The following is a 26,234-nucleotide window of genomic DNA, read 5'->3' on the forward strand; positions in this document are numbered from 1 at the left end:
TTCTCCTGATCGATCAGAAGTCGATCGACAGCCGTGCGCCGTAGGTGCGCGGCGCGCCGAACTGCCAGACATAGATATCGTCCGTGCCGGCTGCGACATAAGACGAATAGACGAGCGGTCGGATGTTCTCCAGATTGCGCGCGAACACTTGCAGGCCGTATTTGCCATTGGCGGGCTTGTATTCGATGCTCAGGTCGGTCTGCGTGAAAGCAGTCTGTCGCGAGTCCCGGTAATTGTAGAAGTCGAGATAATAGTCGCTCTTGAAGCGCGAGTACGCCCGCGCGGTCAGACGGCCGGCCGGGCCGAGATCGAACACATGATCATAGCCGACGCCGATCACGACCTGCGGCGCTTGGGGCAGACGATTGCCCTTGAGATTGGCGTTCTCCGCCGTGCTTAATGCCGCATTGCCCGGATTGGTGGTATCGAGCACCGAATAGGACGCGATGAAAGTGTCGTAGCGCGCATGCAGATAGTTGAACGAGGCAGTGAAGGTGTCCCTCGGCGAGAGGCGGATCGTCGATTCAGCCTCAACGCCCCAAACGGTGGCGTTGCCGGCATTGAACGTCTGCGCACCGGTCACGTTGTTGAGCAGAACGTCGTTCTGAAGATCCTTATAGTCATAATAGAAGCCTGCCAGATTGAACGTGTTATGGCTGCTCGGGCCATAATTCAGCTTCAGGCCGCCTTCGTAGGCGGTGTTGCTTTCAGGCCGGAACGTCGCGCCGCTGCCGTCGAAGCCACCCCCCTTGTAGCCGGTCGAAACCTTGCCATAGATCAGCGTGTCGGCGTTGGGTTTGTAGTTCAGTCCGCCCAGCCAAGTGATCTTGTCGCCGGAATAGTGCAGCGGCACCGCAACCGACGGTGTGCCCGTCAGCTCGACGTAGCCCGAGTTGAACACGAAGCCGTAGTTGAAGAAGGTCGCGCTGCGCGTATCCTTGGTATAGCGCACGCCACCGACGGCGGTGAGCTGGTCGGTAAAGCCGTATTCCGCTTGACCGAACGCCGAGTAGTTCTGGCTGTTGGTCGGATGGACTGGATAGGTGATGTACGAGCCCTTGGTGTTGCCGGGCGGTCCGATGAACGGACTGTACAGGCCGCCGTTGGTGTTCTGCAGTTCCTTGAAATAGAAGCCGCCGAACTGCCACTTGAAGCGGCCTTCCTCGCCGTTCAGGCGCAGTTCGTGGCTCTGCGTCTTCACAGATGCGCCATAGTTGGAGAAGGCATAGGCTGGCGCGAGCGAGTTGAAGCCCGTGTTCGAGGTCTCGCGGTAGCCGCCGGTGTAGGTCAGCGTCGCCGGGCCGAAATTATAGGCGACGCGACCGCGGAAGGCGGTCGATTCCTGGTCGAACTTGCCGACGCCGGTCAGCGGCATGTCGTAATTGCCGCGGTTGATCTTGCTGAGGAAGTTGGTGTTCTGCGGAACGCACTGCACGCCCGGCGTGATCGGCCCAACCTCGACGAAGCCGCTCGCCGAGCAGCCGCCGGCGGCGTTGAGATCCTGATATGCCTGTACCGCCGGGATGATGTGCATCTCGTCGTGCTCGACCGAGGCGTTGATCTCGAGACCCGCAAGCGGCTCCAGCCGCAGCGAGCCACGCACGCCCCAGGTATTGTCGTTGCCACTGCGATGCCCGCCGTCGTTCGACTGGAATTGCGGCAGCGAGATCGGCGTGTTGGGGCTGTAGATATAGCCGTCGTGATAGGAATAGGTGCCCGACACGCGGAACGCACCGACATCGCCGAGCGGCACATCGACGCCGCCCTCGGCGATCACCGCATTGTAATTGCCGTAACTGACCGAGCCGTTGACGCGGAACGCGTCGCCGGGCTTGCGCGTGATGAAATTGACCGCGCCGGCGGTCGAGTTGCGGCCATACAGCGTGCCCTGCGGGCCGCGCAGCACCTCGACGCGTTCAAGATCGAAGATCGCCGCGTTCAGAATGGTCGGGCGGTTGATGTACTCGCCATCGACGTTGACCGCGACTGACTGGTCCTGCGCCTCGTTGTTGCTGAGCGTACCGATGCCGCGAACGCTGACGCGGGTGTTGGTGGTGTCGCTCGTCACCTGAAGCGCGGGCGAGACTTTGGCGACCGAGGTGAAATCGGTCACGCCCTGCGACTTCAGTGTATCGCCGCTGATCACCGAGATCGCGATCGGCACGTTCTGCACGCTCTCGGCGCGGTTCTGTGCGGTGACGATGATGTCCGGGACCGTTTCGTTGTCCGGCGAAGCGGTGGGCGCCTGTTGCGCCATCGCGGCGCTGCTCGCCAGCAGGCTTGCTCCAGCCATCAGAACCCGAATTGAGTTGTAGCGCATGTGAACCATCCTCCCCAAAAGCGATGACTGTCGTCATTCGAAATAAAATAATGGTTCCAATAATCCGCGATTCGCGAGGGTGTCAAGCCGGGGCGCAATGACATGGATCAAAAAGACGCAAAAGCGCGCCTTATGCTGCATTGCAGCAATTTTTGTGCGGGCGCGAAGTCGCTTTTCCGCTCGACATACAGAATTGAGGTTCTAATTATAAATGAGAGCGCGGCGCGGGCGGATCGGGCAAAATCGACCGGGCGCTGACACACATGTGTTGAGTGCCAAGCGCCAGGGGAGAGGTCGAATGACCATGCACGTTTCGCCGAAAGTATCGCCGTGTGTCGAGGGAATTTTCGCGGAAGACCATCCGGCCATTCCCGATCGTATCCGCGTGACGCTGGAGGGCTGAGCCGATGCGCGCGGTCGTGACGGGAGCGCCCAAGCTGGGGTTCGTCGAGAAGCTCAGCTACGGGTTCGGCGATTTCGGCTACAGCCTGGCCTATAATATGGTCAGCGCATTCCTGCTGTATTATTACACTGTCGTGCTCAAGCTGCCGGCGGCGGCGGTGGGAACGTTGTTCCTCACCGCGCGGCTGCTCGATGCGGTGATCGACATCGGTGTCGGCATCCTCGTCGATCGCACCCGCACGCGCTGGGGGCGGACACGCCCGTACTTCCTGTTCACGGCGCTGCCCTATTGCGGGATCTTCCTCGCCATCTTCCTGGTGCCGGACTGGGGCATGGATGCGCAGCTCGTCTGGGCGTTCGTCACCTTCAACCTGCTCGGCGTGCTGATGTCGTTCGGCTCGATTCCCTATACCGCGTTGATGCCGATGATGACCGAGGCGACCGACGAGCGCCTCAAGCTTGGCAGCATGCGTTCGATTGGCACGTCGGTGGCGGTGATCCTCGGCACGGCGGCGACGATGCCGCTGGTGGGCCTGTTCGGCGGCGGCAACGAACGGCGCGGGTTCCTGCTGGTCGCGGTGCTGTTCGCGGGCCTGTCGCTGGTCGCGCTGACCGCTTTGTTCCGCAATTGCCGCGAGCGCGTTCACGATGCCGCGCCGGTCGGCATGCCGGTGTTCACCGGCATCGGCGAGATGCTGCGCAACCGCGCCTGGTGGGTCTGCTTCCTGTTCGCCTTGCTGTATTTCGTTCGGTTCGGCGCGATGATCTCGGTAACGGCCTTCTTCGCGATCCATGTGCTCGGGCGGCCCTGGATGATCTCGGTGATGCTGCCGGCGATCTCGGGGCTGCTGCTGCTTTCGGCGTTCCTCGCGCCGCCGATCCTGTCGCGGGCCGGCATTCGTAAGGGCTGTTTCGGCGCGCTGGTGCTGTCGATCGCGCTGTTCGCGGCGCTGCCTTTCACCGAAGCGAACCCGGCGGCGTTCCTGTCACTCTATTTCGCCGCGTCGATCGCGACGTCGATGACGATCACCGGCATCTTCGCGATGGCGGCGGAGGCGGTCGATTACCACGAAGCGCGGTTCGGCGTGCGCAATGAAGGGTTGCTGTCCTCCGGGATCAGCCTCGCCACCAAGATCGGCATGGCGATGGGCACCGCCGCGATCGCCTATGCGCTCGCCTTCGCCGCCTTCACGCCCGACCATGTCAGCGATGCGGCGCGGGCGACAATCCGCTGGTCCTATTACGGCTGGCCGATTGTGCTGCTGGTGCTTCAGGCGGTGGTGATCCTGTTCTGGCCGATGAACACGGCCAGCGCGAAAGACCGCCAGCGCAAACCGCTTACCGCCTGAGTGTTGAACCACAAATAAACGGGAGAGACGGCATGAAGTACCGAATGATGACGGCTGCGTTACTGGCTTTTGGTGTCGTGCCTGCCGGCGCGCAGGTAATTGTCCACCCCAACTACCGCCCGCCGGAGACCGTGCAGCGCGTCGCCATCCCGGCCGACCCGACCGAAAAGCGCATCCGTGTGCTCATCATCAGCGGCCAGAACAGCTACGAGCATGACTGGACCGGCATCGACAACATGCTGCGCACGATGATGCAGGACACGGGCCGCTTCGACGTCCGCGTCAGCGAGGATTTCGACCAGGGCAATCTCGCGATGCTGAAAGGCTATGACGTGGTGCTGCTCAACTATTCGAGCCGCTGGGTGTATGACGATCAGAAGGAACACCGCTGGTCGCCCGAGGCCGAAAAGGCGCTGTTCGATTACGTCAAGCAGGGCGGCGGGCTGGTCGCCTACCATTCGTCCTTCACCTGGGGCTACAACTGGCCCGAGTATAAGGCGCTGGTCGGCGGCGTCATGGACCCGATCCACGGCAGCCGTCGTGCGCCGCCGGGCGCGTTTCCGATCCACATCGTCGACCGCGACAATCCGATCACGGCGGGGATGCGCGAGTATATCTGGACGTACAATGACGACATGTACACCAACATGAGCTTCGCCCCGGATGCCAAGATCCATGTCCTCGCCACCGCGCATGATTCGTCGGCGGCTTACGACCCCAAGCTGACCGGCCCCAAATATCCCGCCGCCGCCTACACGCCCGAAAAGCTCAAGGCGATGAAGGGCATGGACGCCGATCATCCGCAGGTGTGGACGCAGGATTACGGCAAGGGCCGCGTCTTCTCGATCACGCTTGGCCATGACGAGGTCTCGCTGCACTTCCAGCCGCTCCAGACGTTGCTGCTGCGCGGCACCGAATGGGCGGCGACCGGCAAGGTGACGCTGCCGGTGCTCGAAGAGGCGAAGGACTACCCGACCAAATGAGGTAACGCGGGGGCCACCAAAGCTTCGACAACGCACACGGCCGTGCCTACATAGCCGCCATGTCCGACTCCTTCGATCTTGGTGAACCCCCGCAGCCCAAAGCCGAGGCGTACCGCGTCCTCGCGCGGAAATACCGGCCGCAGACCTTTGCCGAGCTGATCGGCCAGGATGCGATGGTGCAGACGCTCGGCAACGCGATCAAGCGCGATCGGCTCGCGCACGCGTTCCTGATGACCGGCGTGCGCGGGGTCGGCAAGACATCGACCGCGCGGTTGATCGCCAAGGCGCTCAACTGCATCGGGCCGGACGGGCAGGGCGGACCGACGATCGACCCGTGCGGCGTGTGCGAGCCATGCCGCGCGATCGCGGAAGGGCGCCACATCGACGTGATCGAGATGGACGCGGCCAGCCATACCGGCGTCGACGACGTCCGCGAGATCATCGATGCAGCGCGCTACGCTGCGGTGTCGGCGCGGTTCAAGATCTACATCGTCGACGAAGTCCACATGCTCTCCAAGAACGCCTTCAACGCGCTGTTGAAGACGCTTGAGGAGCCGCCCGCGCATGTGAAGTTTCTGTTCGCCACCACCGAGGTCAACAAGGTGCCGGTGACGGTGCTCTCGCGCTGCCAGCGATTCGACCTGCGGCGCATCCCGGCCGAGAAGCTCGCCGAGCATTTCGCCTATGTGTCGCAGGCCGAGGGGGTTGAGGCCGAACCCGAAGCGCTGGGGCTGATCGCGCGCGCGGCGGAAGGGTCGGCGCGTGATGGGCTTTCGATACTCGATCAAGCGATTGCGCATGCCGGCCAGGAAGGCGGCGGCGTGCGCGCGGATGCGGTGCGCGACATGCTCGGCCTGTCCGATCGTGGCGCCACGCGCGACCTGTTCGCCTTGCTGCTCGCCGGCGATGGGGCGGGGGCGCTGGCGTCGCTGCGGCGGCAATATGATCTCGGCGTCGATCCGCTGAGCGTGTTGCGCGGGCTGCTCGAAACCGTCCACGGCGCGACGCTGGTCAAGCTCGGTGCCGGTATCGACGCGGGCCAGTCGGTTGAGGAGCGCGACGCGCTCGCGGGCTGGGCGAGCGGGCTGTCGTTCGCGGCGCTGCACCGGCTTTGGCAATTGCTGCTCAAGGCGCATGAGGAGGTCGGCCGCGCCGCGCTGCCGATCGAGGCATGCGAGATGGCGTTGCTGCGGCTGGTCCACGCCTCGACGCTGCCCGATCCGGGCGAACTCGCGAAGATGCTGGCGGAAGGCCGCGTCTCGATGGCGGCACCGGTCGCGCCCGCCGCCGCGCCAACGCTTGCCCCGGCCGCCGAGGCGGCGTTGCCGGACACGATCGCGGCGCTTAGGACGTATCTCGACGACAATGGCGAGCAGGCGCTCGCCTCGAAAGTCTATTTCAGCGCGAGTGTCGTCCATTTCGCCGCGCCCGAGGTTGTGCTCAGCTCGGCGCGTCCGATTTCGGCCGATCTGGTCCGCGATCTCAACATCGAGTTGAAGCGGTTGACCGGCAAGGTCTGGAAGGTGACCACCGCCGACGTGCCGGGCACGCCGACGCTGCGCGAGCAGGACGACGCCGACAAGGAGAAGCGGCGTCTCGAAATTCTGGCGATGCCAGTGGTAAAAGCCGCGTTCGAAGCGTTTCCCGGTGCGGAACTCCTGCCCGACGAACTCGATCGCATCATAGCCCTGCAACGGAGTGAAGCATGAACAATCTCGAAGACATCATGGCCATGGCGCAGAACGTCCAGGCCGAGCTTGAAAAGGCGCAGGCCGGCCTCGACACGATCGAAGTTCAGGGCGCGGCTGGTGGCGGTCTCGTCACGGTCACCGCCTCGGCCAAGGGACGGATCATCGGGCTGAATATCGATGAGTCGCTGCTCGCGGTGAGTGAGAAGCAGATGCTGGAGGATCTCGTCATCGCCGCGTTCAACGACGCGCGCGCCAAGGCCGACGCGGCATCGGGCGCGGCGATGGCGAAGATGACGAGTGGCATCCCGCTGCCGCCGGGCTTCAAGCTGCCGTTCTGATTGGCCTTTTCCGACCGGCCGGTCCGATTCGGGAACAATCGCGCGCGCCTCCTCGTTTTGTAAACACATAGGACGAGGAGCCGAGCGATGAGCGATGACCGTGTGACCGACACCCCGCATACCACCATCATCGAGCGACGCGGCAGCGGCGCGACGTGGCTGATCGCGATCGTTCTGGCGTTCGCGCTGGTGATCGGTTCGATGTTCCTGATGAACAAGAGCCGCAACGACACGATCCGCACCGATGCCGTCTCCGGCGCTGCCAAGGATATCGGCGATAGCGCCAAGAAGGTCGGCGATTCGGCCGCGAAGACCGCTGACGGCGCCACCCAGCCGTAAACAGTCCACAGCCGTTCGCGATTGAGCGCTTGCTCTTCGCGAACCGCTTCGCCTAAAGGGGCGCCTCCCGCGTCGGGGAGTGGCGCAGTCTGGTAGCGCGCCTGCTTTGGGAGCAGGATGTCGCAGGTTCGAATCCTGTCTCCCCGACCATTTTCTTAGTCCGTAGGGGCCTCTGTGCGCGGACCGGCTTGCCAAGCTTACGGGCGGGCGGCAGGGTCGATCGCGATGAGCCGCCCGCATCCTCTCCCGCCCGCGATCGTTCTGGGGGTGGATACTGCGATCGGGCTGACCGTTGTGCGTGAATTGGGGCGGTTCGGCGTGCCGGTCATTGCGATCGGGCGATCGGCCTATTCGGTCGGTGGCGCGTCGCGATACAGCTCGCGGTTCGTGCTGCGGCCCAAGGATCGCGCGCTGGCGGAATGGCTGCCCGATCTGATCGCCGAAACCGGCGCCGCTGCGCTGTTCTCGATCAGCGAGGGCGATCTGCTCGAACTGTCGAGCCTGCCGGAAACGATCGGCGCATGCCGGGTGCTGACGCCGCGCAAGGCCAAGCTCGACATCGTCCTCGACAAACTGAAAACGCTCGATGCGGCGCGTGCGGTCGGCATTCTCACGCCCGAAAGCTGGCAACCGCGTGTTGGCGAGCCGCTCGCCGAGCGGGCGGCGACGCTTGCCTATCCGGTGGTGCTGAAATGGAGCGATCCGCCGGCGATGTTCGCACGGCTCGACGCGGCGGGTATCGCGTTCGAGAAAGCGGACTATGCGCGCACGCCGGACGAGCTGTTGCGACGGCTCGCGCGCTACGAAGCGCTCGGTGACTATCCGATCGTACAGACTTGGGTCGGTGGCTATGGCTTCGGCCAGATGCTGATGATGGCGGACGGCGCGGCGCGGCTGCGCTTCCAGCATCGGCGTTTGCGGGAGTTTCCGGCGAGCGGCGGCGTCTCGACCCTGTGCGCGACCGTGCCGGCCGATCTGCACCGCGAGCAGATGGCGAAGTCCGAGGCGTTGCTCGCCGCGATCGGCTGGGACGGGCCGGCGATGGTCGAATATCGCCACGATCCCGCGACCGGGCGCTATTGGCTAATGGAGATCAACGGCCGCTTCTGGGGGAGCCTGCCGCTCGCCAGCCAGGCGGGCGCGTGCTTCGCGTGGGAGCAATATCGCCATGCCGTGCTGCGCGAACCCGCCGGTGGGACGATCACATATCGCCCGCGCCGCGCGCGCTATGCCATCCCCGACACCAAGCGGCTGGTCCAGATTCTGCGCGACCCCGACATCGCTGGTGCGGGGCGACCGCCGTTCAGCCGGTGGCGGGAGGCGGCGTCCTACCTTGCCGAGTTCCTCAACCCGCGAACCGGCTATTACATATGGTCATGGTCCGATCCCAAGCCGCTGCTGCGCGACGTGACCGGCATCCTCGCTAAGCTGAAGCGTTAGGGAAGGCGGCGGCAAGCACGGGGATCGCGGTGGCGATCCGCTCCAGGCAGACGCGCGTATAGGCGTCGCTGAGCTGATAGGGATCGTGCAGATGCGGCGTCGCGGGCCGCGTGTAGCGGCCGAGCAATGTGCGCGGCACTGCCGCCAGCGCCGGATCGACGGCGAGCTTGCGGAGATGTCGGGTTTCCATCGCGAGCAGCAGATCGCCCTCTTCGGGCGTGTAATCCTGCACCCGCAGCGAGCGGTGCGCGCCGAGATCATGTCCCATCGTCGCCGCCGCTTCCGCGACCGGAGGATGCGCGGGCTTGTCGTTCGCGGTCGACAGGCCGAACGAAGCGGTGGTGAGGCCGTGTTTGCGCGCCAGCACGTCGGCGAAGGCGCTTCGGCAGATGTTGCCGTGGCAGACGAACACCAGCCGGCGGATCGCGGCGGGATCGGGCAAGAACACGCCGCCGTCGCCGATCGCCAATTCGGCCCGCGTCAGCGCGAGCCGGACCAGCCCGCGAAACGTGCCGTAGCGAGTGTCGATCATCTCCATACAAGCGTGGCGGATAGCGCCGAGGCGTTAAGGAGCGGATAAGCGCACACGCGATGTTAACGCCGCGCTGGCATCGCTGGCGCACATATGGCCGAAGTCCTTGTCACGATCGACACCGAACTGTCCTCGCGCCTGCACCGGCACGGGGCGAGCCTTGCCGACAATCTCGATCGGTCGATCGCGGGGCGGGTCGGCGATGCGGCGTATGGCGTCGGTTGGCAAATGGACGAACTGGAGCGCGCCGGGTTGAAGGGCGTGTTCTTCGTCGATCCGATGCCAGCGCTCGCGCACGGCCCGGAGTTTCTCGCGCCGATGATCGCACCGATGCTCGCGCGCGGGCATGAGGTGCAATTGCACATCCATACCGAGTGGCTCGAATGGGCGTCGCACGCCCCGGTCGGCGGACGTGGGCGGAACATCGGCGATTTCGAACTGGCCGAGCAAATCACCTTGCTGACGCTTGCCCGCGACCTGCTCACCGCCGCCGGCGCGCCACGCCCGACGGCGTTTCGCGCGGGCAATTACGGCGCGGACGATCGCACCATCGCCGCGCTGGCGACGCTCGGCATGACGTGGGACAGCAGCGTCAACATCGGCTGCCCCGACGATAGCTGCCGGGTCAGCCGCAAGACGCACGCGCCGGTCGGTCTCGGCGGCGTGGTCGAACTGCCGGTGTCGGGTCTGTTCGACCGGCCTGGGCATTTCCGCCCGGCACAGATCTGCGCGCTGTCGGGCTGGGAGATGCGCGCGGCGCTGCGTCATGCCGCAGCGGGGGAGAACCCGTTCGTCATCGTGACTCACAGTTTCGAGATGCTCTCGCGCGACCGCAAGCGGCCCAACCGGATGGTGATGCGCCGCTTCCGCGCGATGTGCGAGGCGATCGCGCGCGATGCGGGCTTACGCAGCGCGGGGTTCCGCGATCTCGATCCGGCTGCGGTACTGGCGAACGCGAAGACGGCGCGACCATTGCTCGCGGCCAACCGGGTTCGCACTGCGGAGCGGATGGTGGAACAGGCGGTCGCCACCGCGCTCTACGAGCGCGCGGCCTGACCTTAATCGCGCTTGAGCGCCTCCGGCTTGTGCGCGGCTTGCTTGCCCGCTTCGGTTTCGACGATGAACTGTGGGTCGTCCTTGCTGGCGGCGACGTTATGACCCTTGATTTTGGTCTCGGTGGTCTGTTTCTTTACCACCGTGCCGTGCGCGGTGCCGCCGTGGCTCTTCCACGAGACTTTGTCGCCTTTCTTCAGATGAATCGCCATCGCGCCGCTCCTTGCTGTCGGTAAGACGGGGCAGGCGCCGCTTGGGTTCCACGCGATCGATTCCGGTTGGCGGCATTGGCTATCTGTCCTAAGCGCCGGGCCGAGCGGGTTGGTGACGATCCGCTCATGATCGCGTCGGTGCCCCGAGAGGGGCTGAAAACGGGAATATGGTGCGGGCCGCCCGGTCCAAATCCATAGCTGTCCCTGCAACTGTAAGCGGCGAGCGCGATGCACTGGCCCGGACACGTCCGGGCGGCCACTGGCGGATGCCAAACATCCGCTGGGAAGGTGTGCATCAAGCCCTGACCCGTGAGCCAGGAGACCTGCCGGCGTCGTGGTCGCTCTTGCCAAGGTCCAGGAACAGGCCGTGGCACGGTCCTCCGTCTGAGCGACGAACGGGTTCCGGCGAAGCATGGCTTTGCCGAACCCGGACCCTGCGGCCGGGGCCGCAAGGGTCGCGTGGTGTCAGGCGCCGATCGGCGTCCGCCTGACGCACATGCGATCGGTCGTTCGCGCCAGCGGACGGCTCGCCCCAGCCGCGCTTCGCTCGACGCCCGGGGGTAAGACGATGAAGAACACCATGATGTCGCTGATCGCTGTGACGGTCGCCACACCAGCACTCGCGCAAACCGCGCCCGACGATGCCACCGATAGCGTGACGGACACCGTCGTCGTCACCGCCGCCCGCGCCGCCGGCGGCATTTCGACCGCGACGCTCGGGTCTTCGGCGACATTGCTGTCGGCGCAGGATCTCGCCGACCGCCAGACGGTGATCGTCTCGGACGTGCTGCGCGACGTGCCCGGCGTGTCGGTCAACCGCACCGGCGCGGTCGGCGGGATGACGCAGGTGCGGATTCGCGGCGCCGAGAGCAACCACACGCTCGTGCTGATCGACGGCATCGAGGCGGCTGATCCCTATTATGGAGAATATGATTTCGCCTCGCTGGTTGCCGATCCGGGCGCGCGTGTTGAAGTGCTGCGCGGCGAGCAGAGCGCGCTCTATGGATCGGACGCGATCGGCGGCGTCATCAACTACATCACCGCGAGCGGACGCGAGATGCCGGGCTTCGCCGGCAATATCGAGGCGGGATCGTTCAACACCGTCAACGGCGCGGCGCGCGGGGCGGGCACGGTCGGCGATTTCGACTATGCGGTCGGCGGCTCGTATTCGGGGATCGGCGGCTATGTCGTCGCGCCGGACGGATCGCGCCCGATCGGCTCGAAGATCGGCACGGTCAACGGCAAGTTCGGCTACAGGTCCGGCGGCTTCGCGCTGCGCGGCGTGGTGCGCTATACCCATATCGATGCGGACGTGAACGATCAGGATTATGTCGTCACCGGCAATGCGATCGATTCCGGCGGCAATTATCTCAACGATGCGGTCTACGCGCTGGTCGGCGCGCATTACGATACCGCCGACGGGCGGTGGAGCAACGACCTGAGCGCGCAAGTGCAGGATTCGCAGCGCCACTATTTCGACGACACTGGTGCCGAGACCACCGGCGACACCGGCCGGCGCAAGAAGGTGTCGTTCGTCTCCGCACTCAAGTTGGGCGACGATGCGGTCAGCCATGTCATCACCGGCGCGGTCGATTACGAGCATGAGGAATATCGCGGCACTTCGGCGTTCATCACCGGCAGCAATCCGTTCAACAGTACCGAGAATTGGGGGCTGGTCGGCCAGTATCAGCTTACCATCGGCGGGCGGCTCGGCCTCGGCGGGGCAGTGCGCCACGACATCAACCAGCGGTTCCGCGATACGACCACATGGCATTTGCAAGCGAGCTACCGCTTCGACAGCGGCACGCGAATCCATGCGGCGGGGGGCACGGGCGTGAAGGCGCCGGTCTTTTCCGAACTGTTCGGCTATGCGCCGACCAGCGGTTTCGTCGGCAATCCCAACCTCAAGCCCGAGCAATCGACCGGCTGGGAGGCGGGCGTCGAGCAATCGTTCCTCGCCGGGCATGGCCGCATCGACGTGACCTATTTCAACGCGGTGCTGCGCCACAAGATCGTCAGCACCTTCGATCCGGTCTATACCGTCATCAACGCGACTGGATCGTCGCCGCATCAGGGCGTCGAGGTGTCAGCCAATGTCGATTTGCCGGCGGGGTTCCGGTTCGACGGCAGCTACACCTATCTCGACGCGCATGACGAAGCCGATGTCGTGCTGACCCGCCGCCCGTCGCACATTGGCAGCGCCAACCTCGCGTGGCGCGCGAAGACCGATCGCTTCGGCGCGAACCTGACGGTGCGCTACAATGGCGACTCGCGCGACACCAATTTCGCGACCTTCGCGACCGAGACGTTGAAGGCGTATACGCTGGTGAACTTCGGTGCGGACGTGACGCTCGCGCGCGGGGTGTCGCTGTTCGGGCGGGTCGAGAATCTGCTCGATACCGATTACCGCGAGAATGTCGGGTTCCGCAGCCCGGGCCGTGCCGGCTACGGCGGCATCAAGGCGCGGATCTGATGCGCGAGCGGACCGAGGCAGAGCACGCCGCCAAGATGCGCAAGCGCCAGGCCGCGCACGACAAGATCGTTGCGGCCAAAACGGTCGAGAAGGGGCTCGTCATCGTCCATACCGGCACCGGCAAGGGCAAGACCACCGCTGCGCTCGGCATGGTGGTGCGTGCGATCGGGCACGGGCAGAAGGTCGGCGTCGTCCAGTTCGTCAAGGGCGCGATGGCGACAGGCGAGAAAGCGGTGTTCGATCGCTTTCCCGAGCTTGTCGAGTTCAAGCCGATGGGCGAAGGCTTCACCTGGGACACGCAGGACCGTGCCCGCGACATCGACGTCGCGCGCACCGCCTGGGAAGAGGTCAAGCGGATGATCGCCGATCCGAGCTATGCGATGGTGGTGGCGGACGAACTCAACATCGTCCTGCGCTACGATTATTTGCCGCTGGACGAGGTGCTGGCGACGCTCGCCGCCAAGCCGGCGATGACGCATGTCGTCATCACCGGGCGCAACGCGCCGCAACCGCTGATCGACGTGGCCGATCTCGTCACCGAGATGACCTTGGTGAAACATCCGTTCCGCGAGCAGGGCGTGAAGGCGCAGGCGGGCGTGGAGTTTTGACTCTCCCCAAGGGTTTAGCGCGCGCGGGTTGCCGCGATTTGCCGCGCGAGACTCTGTGCCGCCAGCACATAGGCGGGGCCGCCGCATACCGTCCACGCTTGCGGCAGGCGCAGGCGCGGGATGCGGGCGAGGATCGGATGGTGGAGCATTTCGGTGCCCTGATCGACGATGCGTTCGGAACCGGTCTCGACGATCAGATAGTCTGGTTTCGCGGCGACCAGTTCTTCGAGCGACACTTGGGACAGCACGGGCTTGCCGAGCTTGGCGGCGAGGTTGGTCAGGCCGACGCGCGTCATCATCTCATCGACCAGCGTGCCGGTGCCGGTCATGTACCCGCGCCGCTGGTAATAGGCGGCAACCGGGTGGCCGGGCGCACGCGGCAGCGCGGCGAGATCGCGGTTCATGCGCGCGATCAGCGCTTCGCCGCGTGCGGGATGGCCGATGGCGCGCGCGACCTGACGGATTTGCGCGACGATATCGGCGTAGCTGTTCGCCCATGCGAGATCGACCACGGGATAGTGGTGCGGCGCGAGCACCGCCATCATGCCGCCCTGGAAGGACGGCGCGCCGACGATCAGATCGGGGTCGATCGCGAGGATTTCCTCGGCGGACTGGCCGAGGATATGCAACCCGCGCGTGCGGGCGGCCACGGCGGACATCTCGGCATCGGGCGCGTTGCGCGTCAGCCCGGCGATCTGGCCGCGATCGGCGAGATCGACCAGCAACTGATCGGCGCACAGGTTGAGCGAGACGATCCGGCGCGGCGTGTGTGCGGGCGGCGGCGCGGCTGCCGTCGCACCGAGCGCGAGCAGTATCGACAAAAGGCGACGGCGCATCATCGCGACGCCCATAAGCGAACGCATCGGCGACACAAGTCAGGCGATCCCCTGCCACGGGGGTTGGCGTGATGGCCGCCACGCCGCGCGGCAGGCGATCGGCGCTGATCGGCGGCCTGATCGCGCTGATGATCGTCGCCGCGATCGGCTCGCTGGCGCTGGGATCGGTGCCGCTCGCCCCGGCGCGCGTGCTGGCGGCGCTCGCCGGGCGGGGCGATCCGGTCGCGACCGCGATCGTGATCGAATTGCGCCTTCCCCGCACGATCCTCGGTCTCGCCGTCGGGGCGATGCTCGGGCTGGCCGGGGCGGCGTTGCAGGGCTATCTGCGCAACCCGCTCGCCGAACCGTCGGTGCTCGGCGCCTCCAACGCCGCAGCGCTCGGCGCGGTTGGCGCGATCTATTTCGGACTCGCCGAACTGAACCCGCTGGTGCTGCCGGTACTGGCGATCGCTGCGGGCCTCGTGTCGCTGGTTATGCTGTTCGCGCTGGCGGGCCGGTCGGAAAGCCCGCTCACGCTGATCCTCGCCGGGATCGCCGTCTCGACTTTGGCGGGGGCGGCGATCAGTCTCGCGCTCAACCTGTCGCCCAATCCGTTCGCGGCGATGGAGATCATGACGTGGCTGCTCGGCAGTCTCGAAAACCGATCGTTCCAGCACGTCTGGATCGCACTGCCGTGCATCGCTGTGGGCGCGGCTTTGCTGCTGTTCGACGGCCGCGCGCTCGATGCGCTGACGCTCGGCGAGGATGGAGCGCGTGCGCTCGGCGCCGATCTGCGTGCGACGCGGTTGCGACTGCTGCTCGGCGTCGCGATCGGCGTGGGCGGGGCGGTGGCGGTGTCGGGGTCGATCGGCTTCGTCGGGCTGATCGTGCCGCATCTGGTGCGCCCGCTCACCGACCGCAGCCCCTCGGCGATCCTGCTGCCCTCGGCGCTCGCTGGGGCGGTGCTGCTGACGCTGGCCGACATCGGCGTGCGGCTGATCCCCTCGACCAACGAACTCAAGCTCGGTGTGGTGACGGCGTTCCTCGGCGTGCCGGTGTTCCTCGCCTATCTGATGCGGGAGCGGCGGCTGTGGTGACGATCGCGCTCGACGGTGTTGGCGTGTCGCTCGGGCGGCGACCGGTGGTGCGCGACGTCAGCGCGGTGCTGACGCCCGGGGCGCTGGTCGGCATCATTGGACCCAATGGCGCGGGCAAATCGACGCTGCTGCGGGCGATGCTCGGGCTGATCGCGTCGACGGGCAGCATCCGTATCGACGATGTCCCGCTCTCGCACATGGCGCGCGGGGCGGTCGCGCGGAAGGTGGCTTATCTGCCGCAGGGGCAGACGTTGCACTGGCCACTCACGGTCGAACGGCTCGTGGCGCTTGGCCGGTTGCCGCACCTCGCGCCGATGTCGCGCCTCGGCGATGCGGATGCGGTGGCGGTCGAGCGCGCGCTGAAACGTGCCGGCGTGGCGGATCTGCGGGAGCGGATCGCCACAGACCTTTCGGGCGGCGAACGGGCGCGCGTATTGCTCGCCCGCGCGCTCGCGGTCGAGGCGCCGGGGCTGCTCGCTGACGAGCCGCTCGCCGCGCTCGATCCGGGGCATCAGATCGACGTGATGGAGTTGCTCCGCGCCGAGGCGCGGGGCGGGTCGCTCGTCGTGACGGTGCTGCACGACCTGACGATGGCGGCGCGCTATTGCGATCGGCTGGTGCTGATCGACGCAGGCACGATCGTCGCCGACGGCACCCCGCGCGAGGTGCTCACGCCCGAGCGCCTGCGCGCGGTCTATGGGATTACCGCGACGATCGAACGGCATGGCGAAACCACCATGATCGTGCCCACCGCGCGGGCATATTGACGCGCCCTACCACCGCAGCTACCGCCGGACCCGCGACAGGTTCCCCGGCGACGGGGATGAAAAGGGAACGGGAGAACCCCGGCTGCCCCTGCAACTGTAAGCGGCGAGCCATCGCGCCACAGGCCATTGGGATCGTAAGATTTCGAGAAGGCGGCGCGAACCGGCACTGACCCGCGAGCCAGGAGACCTGCCCGTCGCGGTCGTCATTCGTGCGGACAGGGTGTGCCGGGCGAACGGGGGTGAACCCGAGAGGCGACATGGTTGGACTGCGTTTGGCGGTGCGCCCTGTCATGGACATGGCGCACCGTGCGCGGCCCGTGTCGTGGGTGCCGGTTCGATGTCGCAGTTTCTCTATGCCTTTTCGCGCCCGGGCGCGCTGATCACCTGATGCTCAAACGAGTCGAGGATGGTCCGGCGATCGTCGCGTGCAACACTTGCCGCCATACAACCGACGCGCGCGAGGATGCGGCGGGTCTTCGCGGCGGCGCGAAACTGGTGGCGGCGTTGCGCGCGGTGAAGGCGTCGGACGCTCGGTACGCGGGCGTCGCGGTGCAGGAGATGCCGTGCCTGTTCGCCTGCGCGGATTTCTGCACCGTCCACCTGCGCGCAACCGACAAGGTCGGCTATGTGCTCGGCCGGTTCGCACCGGATGCGGAGGCGGCGCGCGCGATCCTCGATTATGCGGTCGAATATGCCGAGAGCGAGCATGGCCGCGTGCCCTTCGCGCGGTGGCCGCAGGGGGTGAAGGGGCATTTCATTACCCGGACGCCCCCGCCGGGCTTCGTCGCCGAATGAGCTTCGCGACGCTCGCTGACTTCGAGGCCGCGCTCGCGGCGCCGATCGCGCCCGATGCGGAGGTCATCGCGCAGGCGCGCGCGCGGCAGGCGGACCTCACCAAACCGCCCGGCTCGCTTGGTCGGCTGGAGGAGATCGCGATCTTCTTCGCCGGCTGGCAAGGCCGCGCACGGCCACGCCTCGAACGTGGACGCGCCGTGGTGTTCGCCGGCAACCACGGCGTCGTCGCGCATAATGTGAGCGCGTTCCCGGCGGCGGTGACGGCGCAGATGGTCGCCAATTTCGAGCATGGCGGCGCGGCGATCAACGCGCTTTCCCGTGCGGCTGGGCTGGAGCTGAAGGTGGTGGCGCTCGATCTCGACCGGCCAACCGCCGACTTCACCGTCGCGCCGGCGATGACCGAGGACGAGTGCCTCGCCGCACTGTCCGCCGGCGCGTCGACCGTCGAGGCAGGGCTGGACCTACTGGTGCTGGGCGAGATGGGGATCGGCAACACCACCGCCGCCGCAGCGCTGTGCGCGCGCAGTCTGGGCGGCGACGCCGCGGTCTGGGTCGGGCCGGGCACGGGCATCGACGACGCGGGCATCGCTCGGAAGGTAGCGGTGGTGGATCGGGCCATCGCCTGTCACGCCGATGCACCGATGACCGCGTTCGAAACGCTGCGCCGGGTCGGCGGGCGCGAGATCGCCGCCATCGCCGGCGCGGTGCTGCGCGCGCGGCAGGTGCGCGTGCCGGTGCTGCTCGACGGGTTCATTTGCTGTTCGGCGGTCGCGCCGCTGGCGGTGGCGGCGCCCGCGTCGATCGCGCATTGCCTCGCCGGCCATTGTTCGGCCGAACCGGGGCACCGGCGTTTGCTGGCCGCGCTCGGGCTGGAGCCGATCCTCCACCTCGACATGCGGCTCGGCGAGGCGAGCGGCGCAGCGGTCGCGGCCAACATCGTCCGCGCGGCGTTGGCGGCGCATGACGGCATGGCGACCTTCGCCGAAGCGGGCGTGTCGGGCGCGGGATGACACCGTTCGTCCTGCACCTGCTGCGCCACGGCGCGCCCAAGATCACAGGGCGGTTGCTCGGGCGGACCGACCTCGCGCCGACGGCTGAGGGCATCCGCGCCTGCCGCGATCAGGCCAGCGATCTGGATATCGAGGCGGTAATAGCCTCTGACCTCGCCCGTGCCGGGCTCGCCGCGCAGGCGATCGGCGGCGATCTCGGCCTGCCGGTGGCGATCGACGCGCGCTGGCGCGAACTCGATTTCGGCGCGTGGGACGGGCTTGCCACCAGCGAAATCGATCCGGTCGCGCTCGGCTGCTTCTGGGACGATCCCGATGCCGCGCCGCCGCCCGGTGGCGAGCGCTGGTCGGCGCTGGTGGCGCGTGTGGGTGAGGCCGTCGCAGCCTTGCCGCCGCGTACCACATTGGTCGTCACGCACGGCGGGGCGATGCGCGCGGCGCTTGCCGGGTTGTGCGGGTTCGAGCAGCGTCAGCTTTGGGCGTTCGATCTGCCCTATGCGGCGATGCTCAGCCTCAAGGTGTGGCCGGGAAGCCCGCGCACTGCGCAGATCATGGCATTGTGGCCGTGAAGGGCTTGCTGCTCGCCATCCAGTTTCTGACGCGCCTACCGACGCCGCGCGTTACCGCGAGCGAGACGGATTTCGCCGCGTCGATCCGCTGGTTTCCGATGGTCGGGCTGCTGATCGGCGCATTGGTCGCAGGTGCTGGCTGGCTGGCACGGAGCGATGCGTGGCTCGGCGCGCTGGCGGCGCTCGCGGTGTGGACCGGCGTGACCGGCGCGCTGCATCTCGATGGTCTCGCCGATCTCGCCGATGCGCGCGGGGCGGCGCATGGCGATCGCGCGCGGCTGCTCGCGGTGCTCGCCGATCCGCATGTCGGCAGCTTCGGCGTGGTCGCGCTCGCCTTGCAGATCGTCGCCAAGCTGGTGCTGTTGCATGCGCTGGTGGCGGCTGGGATGTGGGGGCCGCTCGTGCTGATCCCGTTCGCGGCGCGGATCGGGCCGCTGGCGTGGACCCGGTGGTTGCCCCCGCTCCACGCGGGCCTCGCATCGCGCTTTCGCGCAGCGGTGCGGGGGGTGGATATCCTGGTTTGGGCGGCGGTGTTGGCGGGGGCGGGGTTTGTCTGGCCTGCGATTCTCGTTACGCCGGTGCTGCTGGCGGGTTGGGCAGTGTACCTGCGCCGCGCGGTCGGTGGGGTCTCGGGCGATGGCCACGGCGCCGGGATAGAACTGGTCGAGACCGCCTTGTTGGTGGCGGCGCTGCTGTGAGCTGGACCCATCATGGCGGCCGGCTTGCCGACGCGCGCGCCGCGTTCGGCGATACCGGCGCGGAGTGGCTCGATTTGTCGACCGGCATCAATCCGCATCCGTGGCCTGGTGTCAGCGGGCTGGCGATCGACTGGGCGCGGCTGCCCGACGAGGGCGAACTGCGCACGTTGGAGACGACGGCGGCGGCGTATTTCGGGGTCGATCGGGACTATGTCGCCGCGCTACCGGGCACCGAGATCGGCCTGAGGCTGCTCGGGACGGTGCTGCCGGGGCCGGCGCGGCACCTCGCGCCGACCTACCGCACCCACGCCGAGATGTTCGCGGGCAGCGTGGCGATCGACACGCTTTCGGTCGCTTCCGAAGGCATGGTCATCGTCGCCAATCCCAACAATCCCGATGGGCGCTTCCGGTCCGCACACAATCTGCTGGCAGCGCATGATCGCCTGAGCGCGCGCGACGGCTGGCTGGTGGTCGATGAAGCCTTTGCGGACGCCGGTACGGACGCGCCGACAAGCATCGCTGCGCACGTCGCGGACGACGCCCGGCTGATCGTGTTCCGCTCGTTCGGCAAGTTTTTTGGGCTGGCCGGGGTGCGGCTCGGCTTCATGATCGCGCCGCGCGGGGTGATCGCGCGGGTTCGCGCGCTGCTCGGCGCGTGGCCGGTGTCTGCCGCCGCGATCGCGATCGGCACCGCTGCGTACCGCGATGCCGACTGGATCATGACGATGCGCGCGCAACTCGCGCGGGACGCGGCTGACCTCGACGCCATGCTGCTGAGGCGCGGGCTCGTGCCGGTCGGGGCGTGCCCGTTGTTTCGTCTCATAGACGTGCCGGATGCCGGTGCGACCTTCGCGCAGCTTGCGCGGCACGCGATCCTGACGCGGCCGTTCGACTATGATCCACGCTGGCTCCGCCTCGGCCTGCCGGGGAGCGCGGCTGCGCTGGAGCGGCTCGAACGGGCGCTGGCGGATGGCTGAGCCGGTCGCGCTGGTCGCGCTTGCGGTGGAGGCGGCGGTCGGGTGGCCGGCGGGGTTGTACGCGCGCATCGGCCATCCGGTGGGGGCGTTCGCGGCGATCATCTCGGCGGGTGAGGCGCGGGGGAACCGACCGGTATGGCCGTTCGCGGCGCGGCGGACGGCTGGCGTCATCGTCGTGCTGTTGCTGATCGCGCTCGTCGGCGGCACAGCGTTCGCGCTGCAACGCGCGTCCGCGATGTTGGGCACATGGGGCTGGCTCGTCTGCGCGCTGCTGGCGGTGCCGGGACTTGCCCAGCGCAGCCTGTTCGATCACGTCCGCGCCGTGGAAGTCGCGCTCGCGAACGGCGATGTCGTGGCGGGGCGGGCTGCGGTGGCGATGATCGTCGGCCGCGATACGCAAAAGCTCGACACCGCCGGGGTGGCACGCGCCGCGATCGAGAGTCTCGCCGAGAGCTTTTGCGATGGCGTCGCCGCGCCGCTGTTCTGGCTGCTGATCGGGGGATTGCCGGGCTTGTGGGTCTATAAGGCGATCAACACCGCCGACAGCTTGATCGGCCACCGCGAGCCACGCTGGCGTGCGTTCGGCTGGGCGGCGGCGCGCACCGACGATGCGCTCAACTTGATCCCGGCGCGGCTGGCCGGCGCGCTGCTGTGCCTCGTCGGCGCGGGCGGCTGGCGGATCATGTGGCGCGACGCGGGTAAACACGCTTCGCCCAATGCCGGCTGGACCGAGGCGGCGATGGCGGGTGCGCTCGGCCTCAGCCTGGCCGGACCGATCGCCTATGACACTGTCGTCGCAATGAAGCCGTGGATCGGCGAGGGTCGCCGCGACGCCGATGCGCGCGATATCGGCCGTGCGCTCACGCTGTATGTCCGTGCTTGCCTCGCGCTGTGGCTGGTCGCAGGATTCGCCGCATGGGCGCTGTGATGTTTCAGGGCACCGGCTCGGATGTCGGCAAGTCGGTGCTGGTCGCGGGTGTCTGCCGCGCGCTCGCCAATCGAGGCCTCACCGTCCGGCCGTTCAAGCCGCAGAACATGTCAAACAACGCCGCCGTCACCGTCGATGGCGGCGAGATCGGTCGCGCGCAGGCGCTTCAGGCGCTCGCCTGCCGCATCGCGCCGCACACTGACATGAACCCGGTGCTGCTCAAGCCGCAGGCCGATCGCACCTCACAACTGATCGTCCACGGTCGGGTGCGCGGCACGATTGGCGGCGGGACTTTTCGCGAGGCGCGCGGGCGTCTGCTCGGCGAGGTGATGGCGAGCTACCATCGCCTGCGCAGCACCTGCGACGTCGTGGTGGTCGAGGGTGCCGGCTCGCCGGCCGAGATCAACCTGCGCGCCGGCGACATCGCCAACATGGGCTTCGCGCGCGAGGCCGCCGTGCCGGTCGTGCTGATCGGTGATATCGACCGGGGCGGGGTGATCGCCGCGATCGTCGGCACGCGCGCGGTGATCGACCCCGCCGATGCGGCGATGATCCGGGGGTTCATCATCAACAAGTTCCGTGGCGATCCGGCGCTGTTCCAGGATGGCTATCGCCAGATCGAGGCGTTGGCGGGCTGGCGCGGCTTCGGCGTGGTGCCGTGGCTCGCTGCCACCGCGCGATTGCCGAGCGAGGATGCGGTGGTGCTCGAACGGTCCAGCGGAACCGCCTCGGGCAAGCTGGTGGTCGCGTGTCCGATCCTGCCGCGCATCTCGAACTTCGACGATCTCGATCCGTTGAAGCTGGAGCCTGCGGTGGAGCTGCGGATGGTGCCGCCCGGAGCGCCGATCCCGGCGGATGCGGCGCTCGTCATCCTGCCGGGATCGAAAGCGACGATCGCCGATCTCGCCGCGATGCGCCGCGAGGGCTGGGACATCGACATCCTCGCGCATCACCGGCGCGGTGGCGCGGTGCTGGGGCTGTGCGGCGGCTATCAGATGCTCGGCCGCCGCGTGGTCGATCCGTACGGGATCGAAGGTCCGGCGGGTGAGGCGGCGGGGCTGGGGTTGCTCGACGTGGAGACGGTGTTGACCTCAGACAAGGCGCTGCGCCCGGTTACGGGGCGTGCGCTCGATGCGCCGTTCCGCGGCTATGAAATGCATATGGGCGAGACGCGTGGCCCCGATGCCGAGCGCGCGTTTGCGACGTTCGACGATGGCCGCATGGACGGCGCGATCAGCGCGAACGGTCAGGTGATGGGCAGCTATGTCCACGGCCTGCTCGCCGATCCGCAGCAGCGCGCGGCGCTGCTCGCGCGGCTCGGCGCGGAGGCGAGCGGGCGCGATTACCATGCCAGCGTCGATGCCGCGCTCGACGAGATCGCCGCAGAGTTGGAACGCCACCTCGATATCGATGCGATCCTCGCGCTCGCCGTGGAAGCGGCATGACGTCGCTGTTCGTGCTCGGTGGCGCGCGATCGGGCAAGAGCCGCTATGCGCAGGCGCGCGCCGAGGCGATAGCGGGCGAGCTGGTCTTCATCGCCACCGCGCAGGCGTTCGACGCCGAGATGACCGACCGCATCGCCCGGCACCGCGCAGACCGCGACTCGCGCTGGCTGACGGTCGAGGCGCCGATCGCGCTGACCGAGGCGATCGTCGAACATGGTGCGCCCGGCCGCGTACTGCTGGTCGACTGCCTGACCTTATGGACCTCGAACCTGCTGCTCGGCGAGCACGACATCGACGCAGCGACGCAAGCGCTGGAACATGCCATCACCACCGCGCCCGGCCCGGTGATCCTCGTCGCCAACGAGGTCGGGCTGGGGATCGTCCCCGACAATGCGCTCGCGCGCCGGTTCCGCGATCATGCCGGGCTGCTCAACCAGCGGATCGCCGCCGCTGCCGATACGGTCATTCTCGTCACCGCAGGGTTGCCATTATCGCTCAAATAGCGGGGTTGCGCTAACGCGGGCGAGGGGCGACCTGAGGCGCGACACGCAAGGACATTCGCCATGAAGAGCATCGGATTTCTCTCGTTCGGCCATTGGACGCCCTCCGCGCAATCGGCGACGCGCTCGGCCTCGGACGTGCTGCTGCAATCGATCGACCTCGCGGTCGCCGCCGAGGAACTTGGTGCCGACGGTGCGTATTTCCGCGTCCACCATTTCGCGCAACAACTCGCCTCGCCGTTCCCGCTGCTCGCGGCGGTCGGTGCGAAGACCAGCCGGATCGAGATCGGCACCGGCGTGATCGACATGCGCTACGAGAATCCGTTGTACATGGTCGAGGATGCCGGCTCGGCCGATCTGATCTCGCGCGGGCGGCTCCAGCTCGGTATCAGCCGGGGTTCGCCCGAGCAGGTGATCGAAGGCTGGCGGCACTTCGGCTATGCGCCTGCCGAGGGTGAGAGCGACGCCGACATGGGCCGCCGCCATGCCGAGGTGTTCCTCGATCTGCTCGACGGCAAGGGCTTCGCGCAACCCGCGCCGCGCCCGATGTTCCCCAATCCGCCCGGGCTGCTCAGGCTCGAACCGCATTCGGCCGGGCTGCGGCGGCGGATCTGGTGGGGGTCTGGCGCCAACGCCACCGCGCTGTGGGCGGCGCAACAGGGCATGAACCTGCAAAGCTCGACGCTCAAGGCCGACGAAAGCGGCGAGCCGTTCCACGTCCAGCAGGCCAAGCAAATCCGCCTCTACCGAGAGGCGTGGAAGGCCGCCGGGCACGATTGGGAGCCGCGCGTCTCGGTGTCGCGCTCGATCTTCGCGCTGATGAACGACCGTGACCGCGCCTATTTCGGGCGTGGCGATAGCAGCGACCAGATCGGCATCATCGGCGATATGCGCGCGGTGTTCGGCCGTTCCTATGCCGCCGAGCCGGATGCGCTCGTCAAGCAGCTCCGCGAGGACGAGGCGATCGCCGAGGCTGATACGCTGCTTTTGACGGTGCCCAACCAGCTCGGCGTCGATTACAACGCGCACGTCCTCGACGCCATCCTGACGCACATCGCGCCGGCACTCGGCTGGCGCTGAGCTTGGGGGCAAGGCGGCCTAGAAGACCGCCTTGCCGTCGCCGCCGAGCATCGCCTTGCGCACCAGCGGGATCGGTGGCCCGCCGAAGCTGAGGAAAGTGTCGTGGAACGCCTTCCAGCCGGCGCGGCCGCCGTGCTTGGCGGTCCAGTCGTCGCGCAGGCGGCGGATCATCAGCTTGCCCATCGTGTAGTTGAGATAGGCCGGATCATAGGTGCCGCGCGCCGATTGCTGGCGGGCGTTGCCCTCGTCCTGATAGCATTGCTCGACGAACATCTTGCGGGACTGTTCCTGAGTCATGCCGCGCGCGTGCATCCCGATCGCCGACAGATAGCGGCAATCGCGCAGCAAAGCATTGGAAAGCTGGCCGATGTGCGTCTCGGCGTCGCCTTTGTGGAGGCCCGCTTCCCACATCATCTCCTCGGCATAATGCGCCCAGCCCTCGGCGAAGGCATAGCCAACGAACAGCCGCCCGAACAAAGACGGTGAATGGTTGGCGTGGCGGAACTGGAGGAAGTGGCCGGGCATCACCTCATGCACGGTGGTGAACAGCAGGTCGTTCTTGCCGGGGATGAAATCGAGCTGGACCTGCTTGCTCCACGCCGGATCGGGCGGGGAGATGTAATAGACCGAGGGGATGCCTTTCTCGAACGGCCCTGGCGGATCGATATAGGCGGAGTTCTGCCGGTTATAGGGTGGGCTTTCCTCGACCAGCGCTTGCTCATTATCCGGGATCGAGACGATGTCGTTCGCCAGCACGAACGCGCGCAGTTCGGGGATTTGCTTGCGCGCTTCGGCGACCGGATCGTTGTTGGCGGGCTTGTCGGCATTGGCCTTGGTCATGCAGGCCGGCACGGTCGCGCCCGGCGCATAGTCCGCGCACGCCGCGACCAGCGCTTTGCGGTTGCGTTCGAGATCGGCCTTGCCAGCCGCTTCGAGCGTGTCGAGCGGGACATCGACGCCCTCGGTCATGCTCAGCATCCGCGAGAAGCGATCGGCGCCGAGCGCGAAGCCTTGCGTCGCGGTTGGGCGCTGGCTCTCGAGCCATGCAGCGAGATCGTTCATTGCCTTGGTGGCGGCTGCCGAGGTCTTGGCGTATTCGTCCTGCAACGCCGGGCTTTTCACACCAGCGAACGCCTTCTTCGCGTCGTTGCTGTAGTAATCCGCGAAGCCCTTGAACGCCGCCGTGCCGAAGTCGATGTAGCTCGCGGGCATCGGCGTCTTGAGGTTGGCGCGGATGTTGGCGGCGGCCTGCGGGATCTTGTGCAGCATCGTGATCATCGCGCGCATCCGCGTCGCGGGATCGGCGTAGTTGCGGGCGATATAGACGTTGGGGTCGAGACCGCTGTTCACATACCATGATGGATTGTGGTGCGGCTGGTCGGCATCCTCCAGCCAGAACAACTTGCCCTGCGCGACGGTGATCAGATAGTCGCGTTCGAACGCGGCCTGTTTGTCTAGCTTCGCGGGATCGAACGCCTTCGCCTTGGCGACCGCATCGCGCAGGAAATCGCCCTGCCGCTTGAGGCCGGCGTCGCTCCAGTCGCCGAGGCCACCGTCGAAATCGTGGCGGCCCTGATAGACCGCGTCGGCTGGCGAGACCTTGAACCAATCCTCGATGAAGGCGTCACGGAACGCGGTCCAGTTCCCGGTCGGCAGCGGCGCGAGCGTTACGGCGGTGGCGGACGGGGCAGGGGCCTTGGCGGTGCAGCCCGCGAGGGCAAGGGCGGCGGCGCTGGCCAGCCAGATGGTACGCATGGACACTCCGATTCGGGTTGCGTGCCGATGCTGGCAGCTTGCGGTGGCGCGCGCCAGCCCC

Annotated in this window: 25 protein-coding genes, 1 tRNA gene and 2 riboswitches; of the genes, 21 read left to right on the forward strand and 5 right to left on the reverse strand. The window is 67.1% G+C overall.

Annotated elements, in window-relative coordinates; translation table 11 throughout:
• Nucleotides 1-13: 13 nt before the first annotated feature.
• On the reverse strand, nucleotides 14-2,320 hold the full coding sequence (locus EWE75_RS01545) for a TonB-dependent receptor (RefSeq protein WP_130154948.1): 2,307 nt from the start codon (nucleotides 2,318-2,320) through the stop codon (nucleotides 14-16).
• A gap of 407 nt (nucleotides 2,321-2,727) precedes the next feature.
• Between EWE75_RS01545 and EWE75_RS01550 the strand changes: the two genes are divergently transcribed.
• The 7 genes from EWE75_RS01550 to EWE75_RS01580 all read left to right on the forward strand — a co-directional run bounded on the left by EWE75_RS01550 (nucleotide 2,728) and on the right by EWE75_RS01580 (nucleotide 8,862).
• Nucleotides 2,728-4,071, forward strand: coding sequence for an MFS transporter (locus tag EWE75_RS01550; protein ID WP_130154949.1), 1,344 nt, complete (start codon nucleotides 2,728-2,730; stop codon nucleotides 4,069-4,071).
• 32 nt (nucleotides 4,072-4,103) lie between these two features.
• Entirely contained in the window at nucleotides 4,104-5,054 is a 951-nt protein-coding gene (locus EWE75_RS01555; RefSeq protein WP_130154950.1) for a ThuA domain-containing protein, read from the forward strand.
• Nucleotides 5,055-5,113: 59 nt separating this feature from the next.
• Nucleotides 5,114-6,763, forward strand: coding sequence for a DNA polymerase III subunit gamma/tau (locus EWE75_RS01560; protein ID WP_130154951.1), 1,650 nt, complete (start codon nucleotides 5,114-5,116; stop codon nucleotides 6,761-6,763).
• A complete protein-coding gene (locus tag EWE75_RS01565; RefSeq protein WP_069205322.1) occupies nucleotides 6,760-7,083 on the forward strand; it encodes a YbaB/EbfC family nucleoid-associated protein in 324 nt (107 codons plus the stop codon). Before EWE75_RS01560 ends, EWE75_RS01565 begins: the two co-directional genes overlap by 4 nt.
• A gap of 87 nt (nucleotides 7,084-7,170) precedes the next feature.
• Nucleotides 7,171-7,422, forward strand: coding sequence for a hypothetical protein (locus EWE75_RS01570; RefSeq protein ID WP_130154952.1), 252 nt, complete (start codon nucleotides 7,171-7,173; stop codon nucleotides 7,420-7,422).
• 73 nt (nucleotides 7,423-7,495) lie between these two features.
• A tRNA-Pro gene (locus tag EWE75_RS01575) sits at nucleotides 7,496-7,572 on the forward strand.
• 75 nt (nucleotides 7,573-7,647) lie between these two features.
• Nucleotides 7,648-8,862, forward strand: a complete 1,215-nt coding sequence (locus tag EWE75_RS01580) for a carboxylate--amine ligase (protein WP_130154953.1) — start codon at nucleotides 7,648-7,650, stop codon at nucleotides 8,860-8,862.
• Here EWE75_RS01580 and EWE75_RS01585 read toward each other — a convergent pair.
• Nucleotides 8,846-9,394 (reverse strand): arsenate-mycothiol transferase ArsC, encoded by a 549-nt coding sequence (locus EWE75_RS01585; RefSeq protein ID WP_130154954.1) that lies wholly within the window; start codon nucleotides 9,392-9,394, stop codon nucleotides 8,846-8,848. The two genes, EWE75_RS01580 and EWE75_RS01585, sit on opposite strands and share 17 nt — an antisense overlap.
• Nucleotides 9,395-9,487: 93 nt before the next feature.
• On the opposite strand from EWE75_RS01585, the gene EWE75_RS01590 reads away from it, so the two are divergent.
• A complete protein-coding gene (locus EWE75_RS01590; protein WP_130154955.1) occupies nucleotides 9,488-10,450 on the forward strand; it encodes a polysaccharide deacetylase family protein in 963 nt (320 codons plus the stop codon).
• A 2-nt stretch (nucleotides 10,451-10,452) separates the two neighbouring features.
• Here EWE75_RS01590 and EWE75_RS01595 read toward each other — a convergent pair whose 3' ends face one another.
• The gene (locus EWE75_RS01595) at nucleotides 10,453-10,659 is read right to left on the reverse strand and encodes a hypervirulence associated TUDOR domain-containing protein (RefSeq protein ID WP_130154956.1); all 207 of its coding nucleotides are present in this window, start codon (nucleotides 10,657-10,659) and stop codon (nucleotides 10,453-10,455) included.
• 119 nt (nucleotides 10,660-10,778) lie between these two features.
• Nucleotides 10,779-11,004: riboswitch (cobalamin riboswitch) on the forward strand.
• A 223-nt stretch (nucleotides 11,005-11,227) separates the two neighbouring features.
• Here EWE75_RS01595 and EWE75_RS01600 point away from each other — a divergent pair.
• Both EWE75_RS01600 and cobO read left to right on the forward strand, forming a co-directional pair.
• Nucleotides 11,228-13,132 (forward strand): TonB-dependent receptor plug domain-containing protein, encoded by a 1,905-nt coding sequence (locus EWE75_RS01600; RefSeq protein ID WP_165388235.1) that lies wholly within the window; start codon nucleotides 11,228-11,230, stop codon nucleotides 13,130-13,132.
• The gene (cobO, locus tag EWE75_RS01605; RefSeq protein WP_130154958.1) at nucleotides 13,132-13,740 is read left to right on the forward strand and encodes a cob(I)yrinic acid a,c-diamide adenosyltransferase; all 609 of its coding nucleotides are present in this window, start codon (nucleotides 13,132-13,134) and stop codon (nucleotides 13,738-13,740) included. The genes EWE75_RS01600 and cobO overlap by 1 nt, the downstream gene beginning before the upstream one ends.
• A 14-nt stretch (nucleotides 13,741-13,754) precedes the next feature.
• On the opposite strand, the gene EWE75_RS01610 is transcribed toward cobO, so the two are convergent.
• Nucleotides 13,755-14,579, reverse strand: coding sequence for an ABC transporter substrate-binding protein (locus tag EWE75_RS01610; protein WP_206364652.1), 825 nt, complete (start codon nucleotides 14,577-14,579; stop codon nucleotides 13,755-13,757).
• 68 nt (nucleotides 14,580-14,647) lie between these two features.
• On the opposite strand from EWE75_RS01610, the gene EWE75_RS01615 reads away from it, so the two are divergent.
• From EWE75_RS01615 to EWE75_RS01665, 11 genes are all read left to right on the forward strand, one after another.
• Nucleotides 14,648-15,652, forward strand: a complete 1,005-nt coding sequence (locus tag EWE75_RS01615) for a FecCD family ABC transporter permease (protein WP_130154959.1) — start codon at nucleotides 14,648-14,650, stop codon at nucleotides 15,650-15,652.
• The gene (locus EWE75_RS01620) at nucleotides 15,646-16,419 is read left to right on the forward strand and encodes an ABC transporter ATP-binding protein (RefSeq protein ID WP_130154960.1); all 774 of its coding nucleotides are present in this window, start codon (nucleotides 15,646-15,648) and stop codon (nucleotides 16,417-16,419) included. The genes EWE75_RS01615 and EWE75_RS01620 overlap by 7 nt, the downstream gene beginning before the upstream one ends.
• 20 nt (nucleotides 16,420-16,439) lie before the next feature.
• A riboswitch (cobalamin riboswitch) is annotated at nucleotides 16,440-16,628 on the forward strand.
• Between the two features lie 178 nt (nucleotides 16,629-16,806).
• Nucleotides 16,807-17,214: a DUF1636 domain-containing protein gene (locus EWE75_RS01625; RefSeq protein ID WP_130154961.1), complete on the forward strand. Its 408-nt coding sequence runs from the start codon at nucleotides 16,807-16,809 to the stop codon at nucleotides 17,212-17,214.
• Nucleotides 17,211-18,224: a nicotinate-nucleotide--dimethylbenzimidazole phosphoribosyltransferase gene (gene cobT, locus EWE75_RS01630; RefSeq protein ID WP_130154962.1), complete on the forward strand. Its 1,014-nt coding sequence runs from the start codon at nucleotides 17,211-17,213 to the stop codon at nucleotides 18,222-18,224. The genes EWE75_RS01625 and cobT overlap by 4 nt, the downstream gene beginning before the upstream one ends.
• Complete coding sequence (locus tag EWE75_RS01635) at nucleotides 18,221-18,790, forward strand: histidine phosphatase family protein (RefSeq protein WP_130154963.1); 570 nt, start codon at nucleotides 18,221-18,223, stop codon at nucleotides 18,788-18,790. The genes cobT and EWE75_RS01635 overlap by 4 nt, the downstream gene beginning before the upstream one ends.
• Nucleotides 18,787-19,488 carry an adenosylcobinamide-GDP ribazoletransferase gene (locus tag EWE75_RS01640; protein WP_130154964.1) on the forward strand — a complete coding sequence of 234 codons (702 nt, stop codon included), beginning with the start codon at nucleotides 18,787-18,789 and terminating at the stop codon, nucleotides 19,486-19,488. Before EWE75_RS01635 ends, EWE75_RS01640 begins: the two co-directional genes overlap by 4 nt.
• Entirely contained in the window at nucleotides 19,485-20,465 is a 981-nt protein-coding gene (locus EWE75_RS01645) for a threonine-phosphate decarboxylase (RefSeq protein ID WP_130154965.1), read from the forward strand. Before EWE75_RS01640 ends, EWE75_RS01645 begins: the two co-directional genes overlap by 4 nt.
• Nucleotides 20,458-21,393: an adenosylcobinamide-phosphate synthase CbiB gene (gene cbiB, locus EWE75_RS01650; RefSeq protein WP_130154966.1), complete on the forward strand. Its 936-nt coding sequence runs from the start codon at nucleotides 20,458-20,460 to the stop codon at nucleotides 21,391-21,393. The genes EWE75_RS01645 and cbiB overlap by 8 nt, the downstream gene beginning before the upstream one ends.
• Nucleotides 21,381-22,838, forward strand: a complete 1,458-nt coding sequence (locus EWE75_RS01655) for a cobyric acid synthase (protein ID WP_130154967.1) — start codon at nucleotides 21,381-21,383, stop codon at nucleotides 22,836-22,838. The genes cbiB and EWE75_RS01655 overlap by 13 nt, the downstream gene beginning before the upstream one ends.
• Nucleotides 22,835-23,341 carry a bifunctional adenosylcobinamide kinase/adenosylcobinamide-phosphate guanylyltransferase gene (cobU, locus tag EWE75_RS01660; protein ID WP_130154968.1) on the forward strand — a complete coding sequence of 169 codons (507 nt, stop codon included), beginning with the start codon at nucleotides 22,835-22,837 and terminating at the stop codon, nucleotides 23,339-23,341. The genes EWE75_RS01655 and cobU overlap by 4 nt, the downstream gene beginning before the upstream one ends.
• Nucleotides 23,342-23,401: 60 nt before the next feature.
• Nucleotides 23,402-24,418: an LLM class flavin-dependent oxidoreductase gene (locus EWE75_RS01665; RefSeq protein ID WP_130154969.1), complete on the forward strand. Its 1,017-nt coding sequence runs from the start codon at nucleotides 23,402-23,404 to the stop codon at nucleotides 24,416-24,418.
• A gap of 18 nt (nucleotides 24,419-24,436) precedes the next feature.
• Here the strand turns inward: EWE75_RS01665 and EWE75_RS01670 are convergent, their stop codons facing one another.
• Nucleotides 24,437-26,173, reverse strand: coding sequence for a DUF885 domain-containing protein (locus EWE75_RS01670; RefSeq protein ID WP_130154970.1), 1,737 nt, complete (start codon nucleotides 26,171-26,173; stop codon nucleotides 24,437-24,439).
• Nucleotides 26,174-26,234: the final 61 nt, after the last annotated feature.

Origin of the sequence: Sphingomonas populi (genome assembly GCF_004208535.1) — a bacterium.
Lineage (GTDB): Bacteria > Pseudomonadota > Alphaproteobacteria > Sphingomonadales > Sphingomonadaceae > Sphingomonas > Sphingomonas populi.